The organism is Burkholderia sp. Bp9099, from assembly GCF_003857805.1.
Taxonomy (GTDB): domain Bacteria; phylum Pseudomonadota; class Gammaproteobacteria; order Burkholderiales; family Burkholderiaceae; genus Burkholderia.
The window spans coordinates 24,569-41,020 of the sequence record NZ_QTPU01000019.1 but is presented as its reverse complement, the minus strand read 5'-3'; the positions used below and the strand labels follow the sequence as shown (position 1 = coordinate 41,020).

The following is a 16,452-nucleotide window of genomic DNA, read 5'->3' as shown; positions in this document are numbered from 1 at the left end:
CACCTGATGAAGTTGGATTGGCGTAAAGTGGCCGCGCACGCGGTAGTGGCGGCATCGGCCGTGGCGGCAGGCAGCGCGATGGCAGCGGATCTGAAGGAGATCCGGTTCGGCGTCGAGGCCTCGTACGCGCCGTTCGAATACAAGACGCCCGACGGCAAGCTGACCGGCTTCGACATCGACATCGGCAACGCGGTGTGCGCGAAGCTGAAGACGAAGTGCGTGTGGGTCGAGAACGACTTCGACGGCCTGATCCCCGCGCTGCAGGCGCGCAAGTTCGACGCGATCAACTCGGACATGACGATCACCGACCAGCGCAAGCACGCGATCGCGTTCACCGATCCGATCTACACGATCCCGAACCAGCTGATCGCGAAGCAGGGCAGCGGCCTGCAGCCGACCCCGCAAGCACTGAAGGGCAAGCGCGTCGGCGTGCTGCAGGGCACGATCCAGGAAGCGTACGCGAAGAAGAAGTGGGCGCCGGCCGGCGTCGAAGTCGTGCCGTACCAGACGCAGGACCTCGCCTACGCCGACCTGAAGTCGGGCCGTCTCGACGCGGCGTTCCAGGATTCGGAGGCGGGCTCGAAGGGCTTCCTGTCGAAGCCGCAAGGCCAGGGCTTCGGCTTCGCCGGCGGCACGGTCAGCGATGCCGAGATCCTCGGTTCGGGCGTCGGCTTCGGTCTGCGCAAGAACGACGCGGCGCTGAAGACCGCGCTCGATCAGGCGCTGAAGGAACTGAAGGCCGACGGCACGATCGACAACCTCGCGAAGAAGTACTTCAGCGTGCCGGTCACGCTCAAGTAAGCATTTCGATCCGTCGTACCTGCAGCCGGCCGCTTTTGCGGCCGGTTTGCTTTTGGGGCGCCGCCCGCATCACGCCGATTACGCGGGAAAGAACCGCCCCAGTTCGCGCGCGAGTTCGTTGAGCACGCTCATCTCCTGCTGCGTGATCTTGCGCGCCGGCTGCGCGCCGGCCCAGTCGCCGTACAGCAGGCCGACCGTTTTCGCGCCGACGCGCACCGGCAGAAGCACGAACGCGCGCGTGTCCGGAAGCGCGTCGAGATACCACGCGGGCAGGCGCTTCACCATCTTCGGGTCCTGCGCCTGCTCGATGAAGATGCCGACCGAGTTCGTGATCGCGAGATGGAATACGTCCGGCTCGAAGCGCTCGTCGAAGCACAGCCGGTCGAGCGCCGCATCGACGCCCGGGCCGAAGCCGAGACGCGCGGCGAACGCGCCGTCTTCCCGGCGCACGAACATCACGGTGCGCGTGAACGCGAGGCCCGCGAGCAGGCTTTCCGACGCGAGCGCGAGCACCGGCGTCAGCACGTGCTCGGACGGCAGCGCGCGCAGGTCCGCGAGACCGGCCTCGAGGCATGCCTCGGGATCGGGCTGCGCCCGCGCGATCGCGTCGGCGTTCGCGCGCAACTCGACGATCTCGCGCATCACGGTGTCGCTCGCTTCCTCGGATGCGAGCCGGTCGGCGATCGCCACCAGCGCGTCGGCGTCGATGTCCAGCTCCTGGCTGTAGTGCTGCGCGAGCACCGCGATGTGCGCGTCGCGCTGCGGCCCCGCGGGCATCGCGAGCGCACCGGCGACATCGGTCGAGCAGCGGCTCACCGCGCGCAGCCAGCGTACGCGGCCGGGGCTGTCGTCGGCGCACGCGTCGCGGGAGCGCTGGCGATCGGCGTCGTCATCGTCCTCGTCGAGGCTCGCGGCATGCGCGGTACTGCCGTCGCCGTCGGCCATCCCGGCGCGGATCACGTCGGGCAGCCGCCAGTTCGCGGCGGCCTCGATACCGATCTCGTCGAAGCCGACGCCGAGCACGTCGATGCACGCGGCCGCATCGTCGCCGTCCAGCTCGGCGGCGCGACGGCGGATCCGGTCCCATTCGCTGTCGAGGTAGCAGACCACCAGCAGCTTGCCGACCTGGCGCATCAGCGTGCAGACGACGGCTTCCTCGCCGCCGCGCAGCTCCGCATGCTCGGTGAGCTTGCGCGCGACGCAGCCGGACAGCAGCGCGCGGTTCAGCTCGAGCTTCGCGTCGATGCGGCGCGGCGTGCTGTGGTGGAAGTGGTCCACGAGCTTCAGCCCGACGACCAGATGGCCGACCGTGTCCATGCCGAGCACCATCAGCGCCCGCGTGACGGTCGTGATGTTGCCGCCGAACGCCATGTACATCGCGGAATTGGCGAGCCGCAGGACTTTCTGCGTGAGCGCGAAATCCGACAGCACGACGCGCACGAGCGCGGTGAAGTCGAGGTCGTCGTTCTTCATCGCGGCCATCGTCGCGCGCAGCGACTCCGACAGCAGCGGGAAGTCGCCCCGTTCGTTCATCCGGGCCCACAGCTTGTCGAGCAGCGCCGTGCGGGGCAGGTGTGCGGTGATTGACATACGGATCTATCCGGTTCGCCGCGCGCGTCAGGCGGCGTGCAGGCGCAGCTGCTGCGCCTCGAAGCGCCGTGCGAGTTCCTCGGACGGCAGCGCCTGGCACACGAGCCAGCCCTGGATGTGGTTGCAGCCCATCTCGGTCAGCAGTTCGCGCTGTGCCTCGGTCTCGACGCCTTCCGCGACGAGTTCGAGATCGAGCGTCTGCGCGAGGCCGACCACCGCCGACACGATCGCGCGGTCGTTGCGCGACGTCAGCAGGTTCTCGACGAAGCTGCGGTCGATCTTCAGCTTCGCGAGCGGGAAGCGCTGCAGGTAGGCGAGGCTCGAATAGCCGGTGCCGAAATCGTCGATCGCGAAGCGGATGCCGAGCTCGGTCAGCTCCTCGAGCAGCCCCTTTGCCTGCACGGGGTCGTGCATCAGCAGGCTTTCGGTGATTTCCAGCACGATGCGGCGCGGATCGATGCCCGTCAGCGCGATCGCCTCGCGCACGCTCTGCGTGAAGCGCGGGTCGCGGAACTGCTGCGGCGACACGTTGACCGCCACGTACTGCAGCGCGAGCCCCTGGCGATCCCAGGCGACGAGCTGCATGCACGCGGCCTTGAGCACCCAGTTGCCGAGATAGTTGATCAGGCCGATCGATTCGGCGAGCGGAATGAAGGTCGCCGGCGGCACGAGGCCGTGCACCGGATGACGCCAGCGGATCAGCGCCTCGACGCCGTCCACCGCCCCCGACTGGCTGCGCGTGATCGGCTGGAAGTGGAGCGAGAACTCGCCGTTGCGCACGCCGTCGTACAGGTCGGCTTCGAGCTTGAGCCGCTCGGCGTCGGCCGGATCGTCGACCGGCGCGTGAAACGCGAGCGCGTTGCCGCCCGAGGCCTTCGCCTGCGCGAGGGCGTGGTCGGCGCGGCGCAGCAGCGGGCTGTGGTGCTGCGCGCGATGGGGCGCAGCCCGTTCGTCCGGGTACACGGCGATGCCGATGCTCGCGGACAGGTGGACGGTCTGCCCCTGGTACGCGTAAGGTTCGCGCACCGCGGCCTGCAGGCGGCGCGCGAGCGCGTCCGCGGCATTGCTCGCGTGTGCGCGGTCCGGTGCGGTGAGCACGACCGCGAACTTGTCGCTCGCGACACGCGCGAGCTGCTCGCCGGGCGCGACGAGCGCCTGCAGCCGCTGCGCGGTGTCGCGCAACAGCGTGTCGCCGGCGTCGTAGCCGAGCGCACGGTTGATGCGCTGGTAGTCGTCGAGGTCGAGCAGCAGCAGGGCGGCACAGGTGCCGCTTTCGTCGGCGGCCTGCTGGGCGCGCATCAGCGCCGGCACGAGTGCGGACAGGTTGCCGAGCCCCGTCATCGGGTCGTGGTGCATCTCGTACGTCAGGCGGGCCTCGAGCGCACGCCAGGCCGACACGTCGAACGCCGCGATCGCGAAGCCGTCGACGCCGTGGTGGCGGCTCTTGAACGCGCGGACCTCGACGTCGAGCGGATAGGTGAGCGACTTGACGATGCACATCGTCGCCTTCTCGACCTGGCCGGAGCGCGCGGCGCGTGCAAGCAGGCCTTCGAGCGTCGCGGTATCCTGTTCCGCGATCAGGTCGCGCAGCGTCAGCGTGTGCAGGTAGTCGCGGTGATAGCCGATGAAGCGCAGGCTCGCATCGGACACGTACAGGAAACGCAGCTCGCGGTCGACATGGGCGAGGAAGTCCACCGTGCCGACCGTCTGTTCCAGCCAGTTGCGCACGGTGTCGTCGCGGCGCGGCGCGCCGGCGCGCGCAGGCATCAGCGCGCCGCCCGACCAGGCGAAGCGGCGCAGCGTATGCAAGGCATTGCGCCAGGAGCCCTTGCGTGGCGTCTGTTTCCTGTTGGCTTCCATGTGTCTCGCTGACGTGAAGGGCTGGAACTGGTTGTCCGGAAGAAATAACGGCAGGCTGCGCAAAATCTTTAACCGGCCGGCCGCGGCTGGCACGGCCGCTGGACCGGGTCGCGCACATCGGCGTTCGACAGGCGAACGCCGATACGGCCTACATCGAGGCTGACTTTATAAGAAATGAGGACGCAGATGAAGCGAAAACTATGGGTGGGCGCCGCGGCGGCGCTGCTGGTGGCCGGCCATGCGCGGGTCGCGCAGGCGGAACTGAAGCCGGGCGCCGCGGCGCCCCCTTTCACGACGCAGGCGTCGCTGGGCGGCAAGACTTACACGTACTCGCTGGCCGATGCGCTGAAGCACGGGCCGGTCGTGCTGTACTTCTACCCGGCCGCGTTCACGAAGGGCTGCACCATCGAGGCGCATGCGTTCGCGGATGCGGTCGATCGTTACAAGGCTTACGGCGCGACGGTGATCGGCGTATCCGCGGACAACATCGACACGCTGACGAAGTTCTCGGTGAGCGAGTGCCGCAGCAAGTTCCCGGTCGCGGCCGATCCGGACGCGAAGATCATCCGCGAATACGACGCGAAGCTGCCCGCGCTCGATCGCGCGAACCGCGTGTCCTACGTGATTTCGCCGGAAGGGAAGGTGTTGTACCAATATACGAGCCTGTCGCCCGACAAGCATGTCGAGAACACGCTCGGCGCGGTGAAGGCGTGGGCCGACGCGCATCCGAAGCCGTAAGCAGCCATCCGCAGGCGGTCAGCCCGCCGTAAAGCGGCCCGCTTCGCGGGCCGCAGGCGCGATGACACGCGGCCGCCCCGTGGCGGCGCGGGCAGGCCGGGCAAGCGTCAGGCGCGCAATGCCTGTTCGATCGGCACGCTGCCGCCGACGAAGCCGATGACCTTGCGCGAAATGCCCAGCTTGATCGCCTCGATCGCGGCCCACGCGACATCCTGGCGCGACACCGGCGGCGCTGCGTCGAGCGGCTCCTCGGTCAGCGCGATCTTGCCGACGCCCGGGCCGTCCGCGAGCGGGCCGGGGCGCAGGATCACGTAATCGATGCCCGACGCGATCACGCGGTCGTCGCCTTCGCGCTTCATCTGCGAGTAGTGGCGCAGCGCGTCGCCGCTGCGCTCCGGCCAGTACGCGGTCAGCGAACTGATCACGACCAGCTTCTGCACGTTGTAGGCGAGCGCATGCTCGGCCGCGCGCGCGACCGCGTCGCGGTCGATCTGCTCCTCTTCGGCGGCGCCTTCCGATTCCGCCGAGCCGGCCGCGTAGATCACGTGCGTGATGCCCTGGAACGCGTGCGAGAAATCGCCCGTCAGATCGGCCTCGACGACCTTCGCGCCCGGCAGCGCATAGCCGTGCCGGCGCACCAGCGCAGTCACCTCGAATTCCGGCTGCTCCAGCAGCAGATCCGCGCAGGCCCGGCCGGTGCGGCCGGTCGCGCCAATCAGCAATACCTTCGTCGTCATGAAACCGCTCCTTGCTCGATGCGTCGTCCTTCCAGATAGGGACGGACGACCGATACTCAAGTGTATGTCGATCGGGGCGGCGGCGCTCGGGTAATTGGGGCTGTACCGCACCGAAACGGCCGGCGCGGCGCCCCGTCTCCGCGCGCTCGCGCGCACGGATCGCGGAATCGCCCCGCCGACCGGCTATCATGTGCGCGATGCATTTTTCGCCGCCAGGCAATACAACGCGGCGACCAACCGGTTGGAGTACACATGGCATTACCCCTGGACAACGTCAGCATGGCCGTATTCTGCGACTTCGAGAACGTCGCGCTCGGCGTGCGCGACGCGAAGTACGAGAAATTCGACATCAAGCCCGTCCTGGAGCGGCTGCTGCTGAAGGGCAGCATCGTCGTGAAGAAGGCGTATTGCGACTGGGAGCGCTACAAGGGCTTCAAGGCCTCGATGCACGAGGCGAGCTTCGAGCTGATCGAGATTCCGCACGTGCGCCAGTCGGGCAAGAATTCGGCCGACATCCGGCTCGTCGTGGACGCGCTCGATCTCTGCTACACGAAGTCGCACGTCGATACGTTCGTGATCATCAGCGGCGACTCGGATTTCTCGCCGCTCGTGTCGAAGCTGCGCGAGAACGCGAAGAAGGTGATCGGGGTCGGCGTGAAGAAGTCGACGTCGGACCTGCTGGTCGCGAACTGCGACGAATTCATTTTCTACGACGACCTGGTGCGCGAGCAGCAGCGCGCGCTGGCGAAGCGCGAACAGCAGCGCACCGGCAACGGCGGCGCGAAGCGCGCCGACGAGCCGTCGCGCAAGCCGGAACTGGAAGTGCGCCGCAGCGAGGCGATCGCGCTCGCGGTCGAGACGTTCGATGCGCTGGCGTCGGAGCGCGACGACGTCGGCAAGATCTGGGCGTCGGTGCTCAAGAGCGCGATCAAGCGCCGCAAGCCGGACTTCAACGAGTCGTATTACGGTTTCCGCGCATTCGGCAACCTGCTCGACGAAGCGCAGGCGCGCGGCCTGCTCGAGGTGGGACGCGACGACAAGTCGGGCGCGTTCGTGTCGCGGCCGCGCCAGTCCGCGGCGGCGGCCGAGCCGGTGGCGGCGGCGCGCGATACGGGCGGCGCCCAGCACGGTCACGGCGGGCGCCACGGGGAAGCCGCAACGGCCGAGCGCGAGCCGCGGCGCCGCGGGCAGCGGGCGGAAGCGGCTGTCGGCGAAAGCGTGCGGGCCGATGTCGACGAGGCGGACGTCGTCGACTTCGTGAACGAAGCGGCGCTCGTGCCGGCCGCGACGGCCGACGCGAATGAGGCGGCCGACACGCACGGTGACGCGAAGGATGGCCGCAAGCGCGCGCGCAAGACCGCGGCGAAGAAGGCAGGGGCGAAGAAGGCCGGCGTGAAGCAGGCGGGCGATGCGAAGGGGGCCGGCCGTCACACGGCGGCGAATCCGGACGAGGCCGCGCACGGCGGTGCGAAGCACGGTGGCGACAAGCATGCGGAAGGCAAGCATGCAGAAGCGACACATCGCGACGCGGAGCACGGCGAGGACCGGCACGTCGCGGCGCAGCACGCGGCGCCGACGGCCGGCGAGTACGGTGCCTCGGCGGCTGCCGCGCAGCCGTCGCACGAAGCCGCACCGACCGCCGAATCGACCGTTGAAGCGGCCGCCGACGCAGCAGCCGGCGCCAAGCCGAAGAAGCCGGCCCGCAAGACGGCGACCCGCGCGCGCCGTCCGCGCAAGACGGCTGCCGCCGCCGAGTAACGGAGTCAGCGGGCGTCAGAGGGCGTCCGGGCGGGACGGCGTCCGACCGAGGGCGCTGCCCGCGCCGCCGCGTCGGCCGGTGCAACACCGGCCGACGCGCTTCGTTATCCGTTCAGCACGTACGGCCGCGTCATCACCTCGAGGAAGTGACCGTCCGGATCGTCGAAATACACACCACGCCCGCCGTCATGGCGGTAGATCTCACCGGGCTGCCGCTTCGCCGGATCGGCCCAGTGCGGCAGGCCACGCGCGCGAATGCGCGCGAACACGCGGTCGAAGCCGGTCTCGTCGGTCAGGAACGCGTAGTGCTGGGCCGTGATCTCTCCCTCTTTTTCATAAAAATCGAGCGACACGCCGTTGTCGAGCCGGACGACCAGCATCGCGCCGAACGGCGTCGGCGCCGGCAGTTCCAGAAGTTCGGTGAGGAAGCGGCTCGATGCGTGCTTGTCGCGGCACCAGACGATCGTATGGTTCAGCTGGACGTTCATGGCGGGTCCCCGGGACGGGGCGCGAGGGTGGGCATGGACACACGATAGTCGATCACCGCCGGCGTGCAAGCCGGATGGGCGGCGAGCGCGGCGGCCACGACGGCGGCTGGTGCGGCGGCCATCAGCGAATCGTCGTCTGCAACGATCTGGACGATCGGCTACTTTTTCGGGAGCAAAGGTCATTGGCGTGGCTTTTTGCGCCGCCAAGAATCCCTGTCAACCATCGCCGCCATCCGCCGGATGACGAACCGGCGATGCGCAACAGGGAGACAGACGATGCGCTTCACGCTGAACGGCCAGCCGTTCGATTTCGACGGCGATCCCGATACGCCGCTGCTGTGGGTCATACGCGACACGGCCCGGCTCACCGGCACCAAATACGGCTGCGGCATCGGCGCGTGCGGTGCCTGCACCGTGCATCTCGACGGCGAGGCCGCACGCTCGTGCGTGCTGCCGGCCGCGAGCGTCGCGGGTCGCGCGGTCACGACGATCGAGGGGCTGTCGCACGATCGCTCACACCCGGTGCAGCGCGCGTGGATCGAGAAGGACGTGCCGCAGTGTGGCTACTGCCAGTCGGGGATGGTGATGGCCACCGCCGCGCTGCTCGCGCGGCATCGCAAGCCGACCGACGCGCAGATCGACCAGGCCGTCACGAACCTGTGCCGCTGCGCGACCTATCAACGCATTCGCGAGGCCATCCATGTCGCGGCCGGCTGACGCGCTGCGGGTGCGGCACACGCCGAATGCATCGCGGCGCGTATTCCTGAAGGGCGGCGTCGCGCTGGCGGGCAGCCTGCTGCTGCCGCTCGCGATCGGCGACGTCGTGCAGGCGGCCGGCGACGGCGCACGCTTTCGCGAGATCAACGACTGGGTGCGCGTCGACGCTGACGGCACGACGATCATCGGCCTGTCGCAAGCCGAAGTCGGGCAGGGCGTCTACACGGGGCTGCCGCAGGTGCTCGCCGACGAGATGGATGCTGACTGGCGCAGCGTGACGATCGAATTCGTCACGGGGCGCGACGCGTACCGGATCGACGCCGCGAACGAGGCGCCGCAGCAGTTCGTCGGCGCATCGATGTCGGCGACGATGTTCTACACGCGGCTGCGCATCGCGGGCGCGCAGGCGCGCTCGGCGTTCCTGCGGGCCGGTGCCGCGCGGCTCGGCGTGCGCGACACGCAGTGCGTGACGCGCGACGGCCGTGTCATCCATGCGCCGAGCGGCCGGTCGCTGTCATATGGCGAACTCGTCGATGCCGCCGCGAAGCTGCCGCACGACCCGCAGCCGCGCCTGAAGCCGGAATCCGCGCACACGCTGATCGGTCGTCCGCTGCACAAGCTCGACGTGCCCGCGAAAGTCGACGGCAGCGCGATCTACGGCATCGACGTGCAGGTGCCCGATATGCTGGTCGGCGCGCTGGCGATGGCGCCGACGCTGAACGGCCGGCCGACGGCCGTGAACAATCGCGATGCGTTGCGTGCGATGCCCGGCGTCGCGGACGTCGTGCTCGCGAAGGACGCGGTGATCGTTGTCGCGCATACCTACTGGCAGGCGAAGAAGGCGTGCGATGCGGCGGACATCGTGTGGGATGCGGGCCCGACGCCGGCGTTCGACAGCGCGACGATTCTCGCGCAGTGCAAGGGCGCGCTGCAGGCGGAGCACGCGGCGGTCGCGACGACGATCGGCGAGCCCGCTCGCCGGCTCGCCGAGGCCGGCACGCTCGTCGAAGCCGACTACCACACGCCGTACATCGTTCACGCGACGATGGAGCCCGTCAACGCGACCGTGCACGTGCGGGCGGACGAGATCGTGGTGTGGGGGCCGATCCAGGGGCAGGACAAGGTGCGCTGGGCGCTGTCGGCGCTGTTCGGCATGCCGGCCGAGCGCATCATCGTCAACACGACGTTTCTCGGCGGCAGCTTCGGCCGCAAGTACGTGCCCGATTTCGTCGTGCATGCGGCCGTCGCGTCGAAAGCGGTGGGGCGGCCGGTGAAGGTGATCCGCTCGCGCGAGGACGATATCCGTCACGGCTTCTATCGGCCGTGCGCGTCTGCGCGGTTGCGCGCCGCGCTCGGTAGCGACGGGCTGCCGGTCGCGCTGCATGCGCGCGTCGCCGGCCACTCGCTGTATGCGGCGATCAAGCGCGACCGCTACGAGAAGGCGGGTGGCTGGGACGAGACGATGCTCGACGGCTTGTACGACCTTTGCTACGACGTGCCGAACCTGCTGGTCGACTCGGTCACGGTGATGCAGCCGATTCCGGTCAGCTTCATGCGCAGCGTCGGCAGCACGTCGACGGTGTTTTTCCTCGAGAGCTTTGTAAACGAACTCGCGCACACGGCGCGGGCCGACCCCGTGCGATACCGGCGCGCGTTGCTCAAGCACGACCCGCTCGCGCTGCGCGTGCTCGACGCGACGGCCGCGCGCGCGAACTGGTTCGGCCGCGCGCCGGCCGGCCTGTCGCGCGGCGTCGCGTATTCGTTGTACACGGGGCGCGGCGGCGCGTTCCGCACGTACGTCGCGACGATCGCCGAGGTGCGCGTGACGGGCGGCAACGTGAAGCTCGAGCGGATCGTGTGCGGGATCGACTGCGGCCGCGCGATCAATCCGCTGCTGATTCGCGAGATGGTCGAAGGCGGCGTCGGCTTCGCGCTGACCAATACGTTCCGAAGCGAGATCACGTTCGCGCACGGCGCGGTCGTGCAGCGCAATTTCGCGGACTACCCGCTGCTCGGTCTGGCCGCGATGCCGAAGATCGACGTCGTGATCGTCGACAGCGATCGCGACCCGCAAGGCTGCGGCGAAGTCGCGTTGCCGCCGGTCGCACCGGCCGTCGCCGACGCGATCTGGCATGCGACCGGCGAGCGGCCGCGCTCGATGCCGTTCGCCACGCCGCTCGTGACCTGAGCTTTCCGGTGTTCCCCCAAGGCCGGCGGCGTGCGATGCGACGCCGGTCAATATCAAGCATAACTACACGACTGGTCTGGAGAATTCCATGAAAACCTTCCGCACGGCCGCGACGGCCGTTTCGTTCGCGGCGGCCGCCGCTGCCGTGTCGCCGGGCGCGCATGCGCAGAGCAGCGTGACGCTGTACGGCATCGTCGATACCGGCGTCCAGTACTACAACAACGCGGCGGGCGGCGGCTCGGTCGCCGGCATGCCGTCGCTGACCGGCGAGGTGCCGTCGCGCTTCGGGTTGCGCGGCGTCGAGGATCTCGGCGGCGGCTATCGCGTGTTCTTCGTGCTCGAGAACGGCTTCGCGCTGAACTCGGGCGCGCTGAACTACGGCGGCCGGCTCTTCGGCCGGCAGGCGAACGTCGGCATCGAATCGCCGTACGGGGCGCTCACCCTCGGGCGGCAGATGAACATGTCGATGCTGGTGCTGCTGAACGCCGACGTGATCGGCCCGTCGATTCATTCGATGGCGAGCTTCGACAGCTATCTGCCGAACGCGCGCAGCGACAACGCGGTCGGCTATCTCGGCCACTTCGGCGGCCTGACGCTCGGCGGCACCTACAGCACCGGGCGCGACGGCGCGGGCCCGGCCGGCCCGTCGGCCACGAACTGCGCGGGCAACGTGGCGGGCGATCCGGTCGCCTGCCGCCAGTACACGATGATGGTCGCGTACGACGCGCCGCAGTTCGGCGCGGCCGCTTCGTACGACGTGATGCACGGCGGCGCGGGTGCGTCGGCGCCGCTGTCGAGCCCCGGCTATACGGACACGCGCACGATCGTCGACGCGTACGTGAAATTCGGCATCGCGAAACTCGGCGCGGGCTGGATCCGCCGTAACACGGCGGCCGCGACGCACAGCCAGTCGGACATCTTCTTCGCGGGCGGCACGGTCTACGCGACGCCGGCGCTATCGTTCGACGCACAGGCGGTGCGCTACCTGCTGCGCGGCCGCTACGACTCGAACCTGTTCGTCGCGCGCGCCAATTACAGCCTGTCGAAGCGTACGATGCTCTATACGTCGGTCGGCTATATGACGAACAGCGCACTCGGCACGTCGGCGGTGGCGGCCGGCGGCACCGTCGGCGCCGGCCGGAACCAGGTCGGCGTGATGGCGGGCATCCAGCAGCGCTTTTGAGCCGGCGGCACGCACCACGGAGACTCCGACGATGACGACTGATCTTCTCAGCGACGTGCTGGCCGATCTGCGGGCCGATGCGGTCGTCACCGGGCGCTTCACGTTGAGCGCACCGTGGGCGATCCGCAAGCCGGCCGTCGCGGGCGCACCGTTTCGCACCTGCGCGGGCAGCCCGTTCTTCCTCTCGGTCGCCGGTGCCGCGCCCGTGCACGTGGGGCCGGGCGACTTCGTGCTGCTGCCGCACGGCGACGAGCACGTGATGGCGTCGTCGCTCGACGAGCCACCGGTGCCGTTCGATACGTTGATGGCGGACAAGGGCATCCGGCCGCGCTTCGACACGCCGCTCGAATTTGCCGCGGGCGGCGGCGGCGCGACCAGCGACCTCTATACCGGGATCGTCATTTATCGCGACCTCGTGCGCAGCCCGCTGTTATCCGTGCTGCCGCCACTGATCCACGTCCGCGCGAACGACGCGGCCGTCGCGCCCTGGCTCGCGAGCACGCTGCAGAGCTTCATCGAGGAGTCGATGGCGTGCCAGCCCGGCTGGGCCGTCGCCGCGACGCGTCTCGCCGACGTGCTGTTCGTGCAGCTGTTGCGCGCGCACCTGCAGTCGTCGGCAAATCATACGGGCTGGCTGCGCGGCCTGACCGATCCGCAGATCGGCCGTGCGATGGCGCTGATGCACCGCGACCCGCGCCGCAACTGGCAGCTCGCGAGTCTCGCGGCCGAGGCCGGCATGTCGCGCTCGCGCTTTTGCGCGCGTTTTGCGGAACTGGTCGGCGAGACGCCGATCGTCCACCTGACCGCCTACCGGATGTATCTGGCGAGCGGCGAGCTCGCGCACGGCAAGCTGCGGCTGATCGAGGTCGCCGAGCGGGTCGGCTACACGTCGGAGAAGGCATTTGCGCGCGCGTTTCATCGCTGGTCGGGAATGGCGCCGCGCCGCTATGCGCGCAACGCAAAGGATCTGTATGACCTCGCGCGACATGGATGACGGCTCGTCGCGCTATCGCGAGCCCGCGCTTGCGCGCAGGCTCGCGATTCTCGAAGCGGCCGCGTGCCGTTACTCCCCGGCCACCGCCGGTCCGCCCGAATTGCCGCGGCGGTTGCGGCGCTTTTCGCCCCACACGCGGAACCGGTCCATGTACAGATAGACGACCGGCGTCGTATAGAGCGTCAGCACCTGCGACATGATCAGGCCGCCGGCGATCGCGATCCCGAGCGGCGCGCGCAGCTCGGCGCCGTCGCCGTGGCCGAACGCGAGCGGCAGCGCGCCGAGGAGTGCCGCCATCGTGGTCATCATGATCGGCCGGAAGCGCAGCAGGCACGCCTCGTGGATCGCATCGAACGACGATTTGTTGCCGTTGCGCGTCTGGTCGATCGCGAAGTCGACCATCATGATCGCGTTCTTCTTCACGATACCGATCAGCAGGATCACGCCGATCAGCGCGATGATGCTGAACTCGGTCTTGAACAGCAGCAGCGCGAGGAGGGCGCCGACGCCGGCCGACGGCAGCGTCGACAGGATCGTGATCGGGTGGATGTAGCTCTCGTACAGGATCCCGAGCACGATGTAGACGGCCAGCAGCGCCGCGAGAATCAGGATCGGCTGGTTGTTCAGCGACTGCTGGAACGCCTGCGCGGTGCCCTGGAAGCTGCCGACGATCGTCGGCGGCACGCCGATCTGCGCCATCGTCTGGTAGATCACCTGGGTCGCCTGCGACAGCGACACGCCCGGCGGCAGGTTGAACGAGATCGTCGTCGCGACGAACAGCCCCTGGTGGTTGATCGACAGCGGCGTCGTGCTCGGGCCGAAGGTCGCGATCGCGGACAGCGGAATCATCGTCGACTTCGACGTCGACACCGCCGCGCCCGACGACGCGCTCGACTTGCCGCTCGACGCGATCGAGTTCAGCGCCTGGTTGCGCGCGGAATCGGACGCGATCGCCGCGGCGCTCGTCGCGGCCGTGCCGGCGCTCGACGTGCCGGCCGAGGTCGCGACGAAGGTGCCGGCCGCGGCGTTGGTGGTCTGCGAGCCGTTCGCGCTGCCGCCCGACGTGCTGATCCACACCTGGTTCAGCATCTCCGGGCTCTGCCAGTATTTCGGCGCGACCTCCATCACCACGTGGTACTGGTTCAGCGGGTTGTAGATCGTCGAGACCTGGCGCTGGCCGAACGCGTCGTACAGCGTGTTGTCGATCTGCGCGGGCTTGATGCCGAGCCGCGCGGCGCTCGCGCGGTCGATCGTCACCATCGCCTCGAGGCCGCCTTGCTGCTGGTCGGAGTTCACGTCGGTCAGCTCGGCGCGCTTTTGCAGCGCCTCGGTCAGGAGCGGCGCCCACTTGTACAGCTCGGCGCTCGAATCGCCGAGCAGCGTGAACTGGTACTGCGCGCTGCTTTGCCGGCCGCCGACGCGGATGTCCTGCGCGGCCTGCAGGAACGTGCGCGCGCCCGCGACGTCCGACAGCGGCCTGCGCAGCTGCTGGATCACCTGGTCGGCCGACAGCTTGCGCTCGGCGCGGTCCTTCAGCGTGACGAACATGAAGCCCGAGTTGGTCTGCGTGCCGCCGGTGAAGCCCGCGACGCTCTTCACGTTCGGGTTCGCCTGCACGATCCGCATCATCTCGGCGAACTTCAGCTTCATCGCCTGGAACGAGGTCGACTGGTCGGCCTGGATGCCGCCGATCATCAGCCCGGTGTCCTGCTGCGGGAAGAAGCCCTTCGGCACGATGATGTACAGGTAGACGTTCAGCCCGATCGTCGCGAACAGGATCAGCAGCACCAGCAGCGGGCGGCGCAGCGCCCACGACAGCGAGCGTTCGTAGCCGCGCTGCATCCGCGTGAAGAAGCGCTCGAGGAAGCGGCCGAGGCGGCCTTCCTCCTGCACCTCGTGAGATTCGCGCAGCAGCCGCGCGCACATCATCGGCGTGACGGTGAGCGACACCGCGAGCGACACGCCGATCGCAAGCGACAGCGTCAGCGCGAACTCGCGGAACAGCCGCCCGACGATGCCGCCCATCAGCAGGATCGGCAGGAACACCGCGACGAGCGAGATGCTCATCGACAGCACCGTGAAGCCGACCTCGCGCGCGCCGTCGAACGCAGCCTGCAACCTCGGCTTGCCGTTCTCGATGTGGCGCGTGATGTTCTCGAGCACGACGATCGCATCGTCGACGACGAAGCCGGTCGCGACGATCAGCGCCATCAGCGACAGGTTGTCGATCGAGAAGCCGAGCAGGTACATCGCGCCGAACGTGCCGATGATCGAGATCGGCACCGCGACGCTCGGGATCAGCGTCGCGCGCCAGTTGCGCAGGAACAGGAACACGACCATCACGACCAGGCTGACCGCGATCAGGAGCGTGTGCTCGGTGTCCTTCAGCGACGCGCGGATCGTCGTCGAACGGTCGAGCACCGGCGTGACCGTGATGTCGGCCGGCAGCGACGCGGTGAGCTGCGGCAGCGCCGCGCGCACGCGGTCGATCGTCTCGATGATGTTCGCGCCGGGCGAGCGGTAGAGGATCACGAGCACCGCGCGCTTGCCGTTCGACAAACCGAGGTTGCGCAGGTCCTCGACGCCGTCCACGACCTCGGACAGGTCGGACAGCCGCACGGCCGCGCCTTTGCGGTAAGCGACGACGAGGTCGCTGTACTGCGACGCCTGCGACGCCTGGTCGTTCGTATAGAGCTGGTAGTGCTTCGGGCCGAACTCGATCGCGCCCTTCGGGCTGTTGGCGTTTGCGGACGCGAGCGCGGCCCGCACGTCCTCGAGGCCGATGCCGTAGTGGAACAGCGCGTGCGGCTCGAGCTCGACGCGCACGGCCGGGTTCGCGGAGCCGCTCACCGACACCTGGCCGATCCCGTCGATCTGCGACAGCGACTGCTGCAGCACCGTCGACGCGGCGTCGTACAGTTTCGCGGGCGACGACGTTTCCGACGTGAGCGACACGATCATGATCGGCGAGTCGGCCGGGTTGACCTTGCGGTACGTCGGGTTGCTCCTGAGCGACGCGGGCAGGTCGGCGCGCGCCGCGTTGATCGCGGCCTGCACGTCGCGCGCGGCGCCGTCGATGTCGCGGTTCAGCCCGAACTGCAGGGTAATCCGCGCGTTGCCGACGGTACTGGTCGACGTCATTTCGCTGACGTCGGCGATCGAGCCGAGGTGCCGCTCGAGCGGGCTCGTCACGCTGGTCGCGACCGTCTCGGGGCTCGCGCCGGGCAGCGACGCCTGCACCGAGATGGTCGGGAAGTCGACCTGCGGCAGCGGCGACACCGGCAGCCTGATGAACGCGAACAGGCCCGCGAGCGCGACGCCGAGCGCGAGCAGCGTCGTCGCGACGGGGCGGGTGATGAAGGGGCGCGACAGGTTCATGTTGGCACTCGCTGGGCGGC

12 protein-coding genes are annotated in these 16,452 nt (G+C 68.9%); 7 read left to right on the top strand and 5 right to left on the bottom strand.

Translation table 11 applies throughout. The features are described 5' to 3' along the window. Positions 1-6 precede the first annotated feature (6 nt). A complete protein-coding gene (locus DIE17_RS22305; protein WP_044849131.1) occupies positions 7-801 on the top strand; it encodes an ABC transporter substrate-binding protein in 795 nt (264 codons plus the stop codon). A gap of 78 nt (positions 802-879) precedes the next feature. Here the strand turns inward: DIE17_RS22305 and DIE17_RS22300 are convergent, their stop codons facing one another. Beyond that, positions 880-2,391 carry an HDOD domain-containing protein gene (locus DIE17_RS22300; RefSeq protein ID WP_124521331.1) on the bottom strand — a complete coding sequence of 504 codons (1,512 nt, stop codon included), beginning with the start codon at positions 2,389-2,391 and terminating at the stop codon, positions 880-882. A 27-nt stretch (positions 2,392-2,418) separates the two neighbouring features. After that, the gene (gene cdpA / locus DIE17_RS22295) at positions 2,419-4,158 is read right to left on the bottom strand and encodes a cyclic di-GMP phosphodiesterase CdpA (RefSeq protein ID WP_193759872.1); all 1,740 of its coding nucleotides are present in this window, start codon (positions 4,156-4,158) and stop codon (positions 2,419-2,421) included. Between the two features lie 279 nt (positions 4,159-4,437). Between cdpA and DIE17_RS22290 the strand changes: the two genes are divergently transcribed. Next, complete coding sequence (locus tag DIE17_RS22290) at positions 4,438-4,989, top strand: peroxiredoxin (RefSeq protein ID WP_124521329.1); 552 nt, start codon at positions 4,438-4,440, stop codon at positions 4,987-4,989. Positions 4,990-5,096: 107 nt separating this feature from the next. On the opposite strand, the gene DIE17_RS22285 is transcribed toward DIE17_RS22290, so the two are convergent. Next, a complete protein-coding gene (locus DIE17_RS22285; protein ID WP_124487395.1) occupies positions 5,097-5,726 on the bottom strand; it encodes an SDR family oxidoreductase in 630 nt (209 codons plus the stop codon). A 252-nt stretch (positions 5,727-5,978) separates the two neighbouring features. On the opposite strand from DIE17_RS22285, the gene DIE17_RS22280 reads away from it, so the two are divergent. Next, the gene (locus DIE17_RS22280; protein ID WP_124487394.1) at positions 5,979-7,484 is read left to right on the top strand and encodes an NYN domain-containing protein; all 1,506 of its coding nucleotides are present in this window, start codon (positions 5,979-5,981) and stop codon (positions 7,482-7,484) included. A 104-nt stretch (positions 7,485-7,588) separates the two neighbouring features. Here DIE17_RS22280 and DIE17_RS22275 read toward each other — a convergent pair whose 3' ends face one another. Further along, the gene (locus DIE17_RS22275; RefSeq protein ID WP_409333458.1) at positions 7,589-7,972 is read right to left on the bottom strand and encodes a VOC family protein; all 384 of its coding nucleotides are present in this window, start codon (positions 7,970-7,972) and stop codon (positions 7,589-7,591) included. 276 nt (positions 7,973-8,248) lie between these two features. On the opposite strand from DIE17_RS22275, the gene DIE17_RS22270 reads away from it, so the two are divergent. The 4 genes from DIE17_RS22270 (at position 8,249) to DIE17_RS22255 (ending at position 13,054) form a co-directional block, all read left to right on the top strand. Further along, positions 8,249-8,689 (top strand): (2Fe-2S)-binding protein, encoded by a 441-nt coding sequence (locus DIE17_RS22270; protein ID WP_124487393.1) that lies wholly within the window; start codon positions 8,249-8,251, stop codon positions 8,687-8,689. Further along, entirely contained in the window at positions 8,673-10,877 is a 2,205-nt protein-coding gene (locus DIE17_RS22265; protein ID WP_124521327.1) for a xanthine dehydrogenase family protein molybdopterin-binding subunit, read from the top strand. Before DIE17_RS22270 ends, DIE17_RS22265 begins: the two co-directional genes overlap by 17 nt. 88 nt (positions 10,878-10,965) lie before the next feature. Next, positions 10,966-12,060, top strand: coding sequence for a porin (locus DIE17_RS22260; protein ID WP_124487391.1), 1,095 nt, complete (start codon positions 10,966-10,968; stop codon positions 12,058-12,060). 31 nt (positions 12,061-12,091) lie between these two features. Then, positions 12,092-13,054 carry an AraC family transcriptional regulator gene (locus DIE17_RS22255; RefSeq protein ID WP_124487390.1) on the top strand — a complete coding sequence of 321 codons (963 nt, stop codon included), beginning with the start codon at positions 12,092-12,094 and terminating at the stop codon, positions 13,052-13,054. Between the two features lie 69 nt (positions 13,055-13,123). Here DIE17_RS22255 and DIE17_RS22250 read toward each other — a convergent pair whose 3' ends face one another. Beyond that, positions 13,124-16,432 carry an efflux RND transporter permease subunit gene (locus DIE17_RS22250; protein WP_124521325.1) on the bottom strand — a complete coding sequence of 1,103 codons (3,309 nt, stop codon included), beginning with the start codon at positions 16,430-16,432 and terminating at the stop codon, positions 13,124-13,126. Between the last annotated feature and the right edge of the window lie 20 nt (positions 16,433-16,452).

Bases quoted from the DNA above. Each gene is read 5' to 3' on its own strand.
- DIE17_RS22305 (WP_044849131.1), top strand. From the start codon at position 7: ATGAAGTTGGATTGGCGTAAAGTGGCCGCGCACGCGGTAGTGGCGGCA.
- DIE17_RS22300 (WP_124521331.1), bottom strand. From the start codon at position 2,391: ATGTCAATCACCGCACACCTGCCCCGCACGGCGCTGCTCGACAAGCTG.
- cdpA (WP_193759872.1), bottom strand. From the start codon at position 4,158: ATGCCTGCGCGCGCCGGCGCGCCGCGCCGCGACGACACCGTGCGCAAC.
- DIE17_RS22290 (WP_124521329.1), top strand. From the start codon at position 4,438: ATGAAGCGAAAACTATGGGTGGGCGCCGCGGCGGCGCTGCTGGTGGCC.
- DIE17_RS22285 (WP_124487395.1), bottom strand. From the start codon at position 5,726: ATGACGACGAAGGTATTGCTGATTGGCGCGACCGGCCGCACCGGCCGG.
- DIE17_RS22280 (WP_124487394.1), top strand. From the start codon at position 5,979: ATGGCATTACCCCTGGACAACGTCAGCATGGCCGTATTCTGCGACTTC.
- DIE17_RS22275 (WP_409333458.1), bottom strand. From the start codon at position 7,972: ATGAACGTCCAGCTGAACCATACGATCGTCTGGTGCCGCGACAAGCAC.
- DIE17_RS22270 (WP_124487393.1), top strand. From the start codon at position 8,249: ATGCGCTTCACGCTGAACGGCCAGCCGTTCGATTTCGACGGCGATCCC.
- DIE17_RS22265 (WP_124521327.1), top strand. From the start codon at position 8,673: ATGTCGCGGCCGGCTGACGCGCTGCGGGTGCGGCACACGCCGAATGCA.
- DIE17_RS22260 (WP_124487391.1), top strand. From the start codon at position 10,966: ATGAAAACCTTCCGCACGGCCGCGACGGCCGTTTCGTTCGCGGCGGCC.
- DIE17_RS22255 (WP_124487390.1), top strand. From the start codon at position 12,092: ATGACGACTGATCTTCTCAGCGACGTGCTGGCCGATCTGCGGGCCGAT.
- DIE17_RS22250 (WP_124521325.1), bottom strand. From the start codon at position 16,432: ATGAACCTGTCGCGCCCCTTCATCACCCGCCCCGTCGCGACGACGCTG.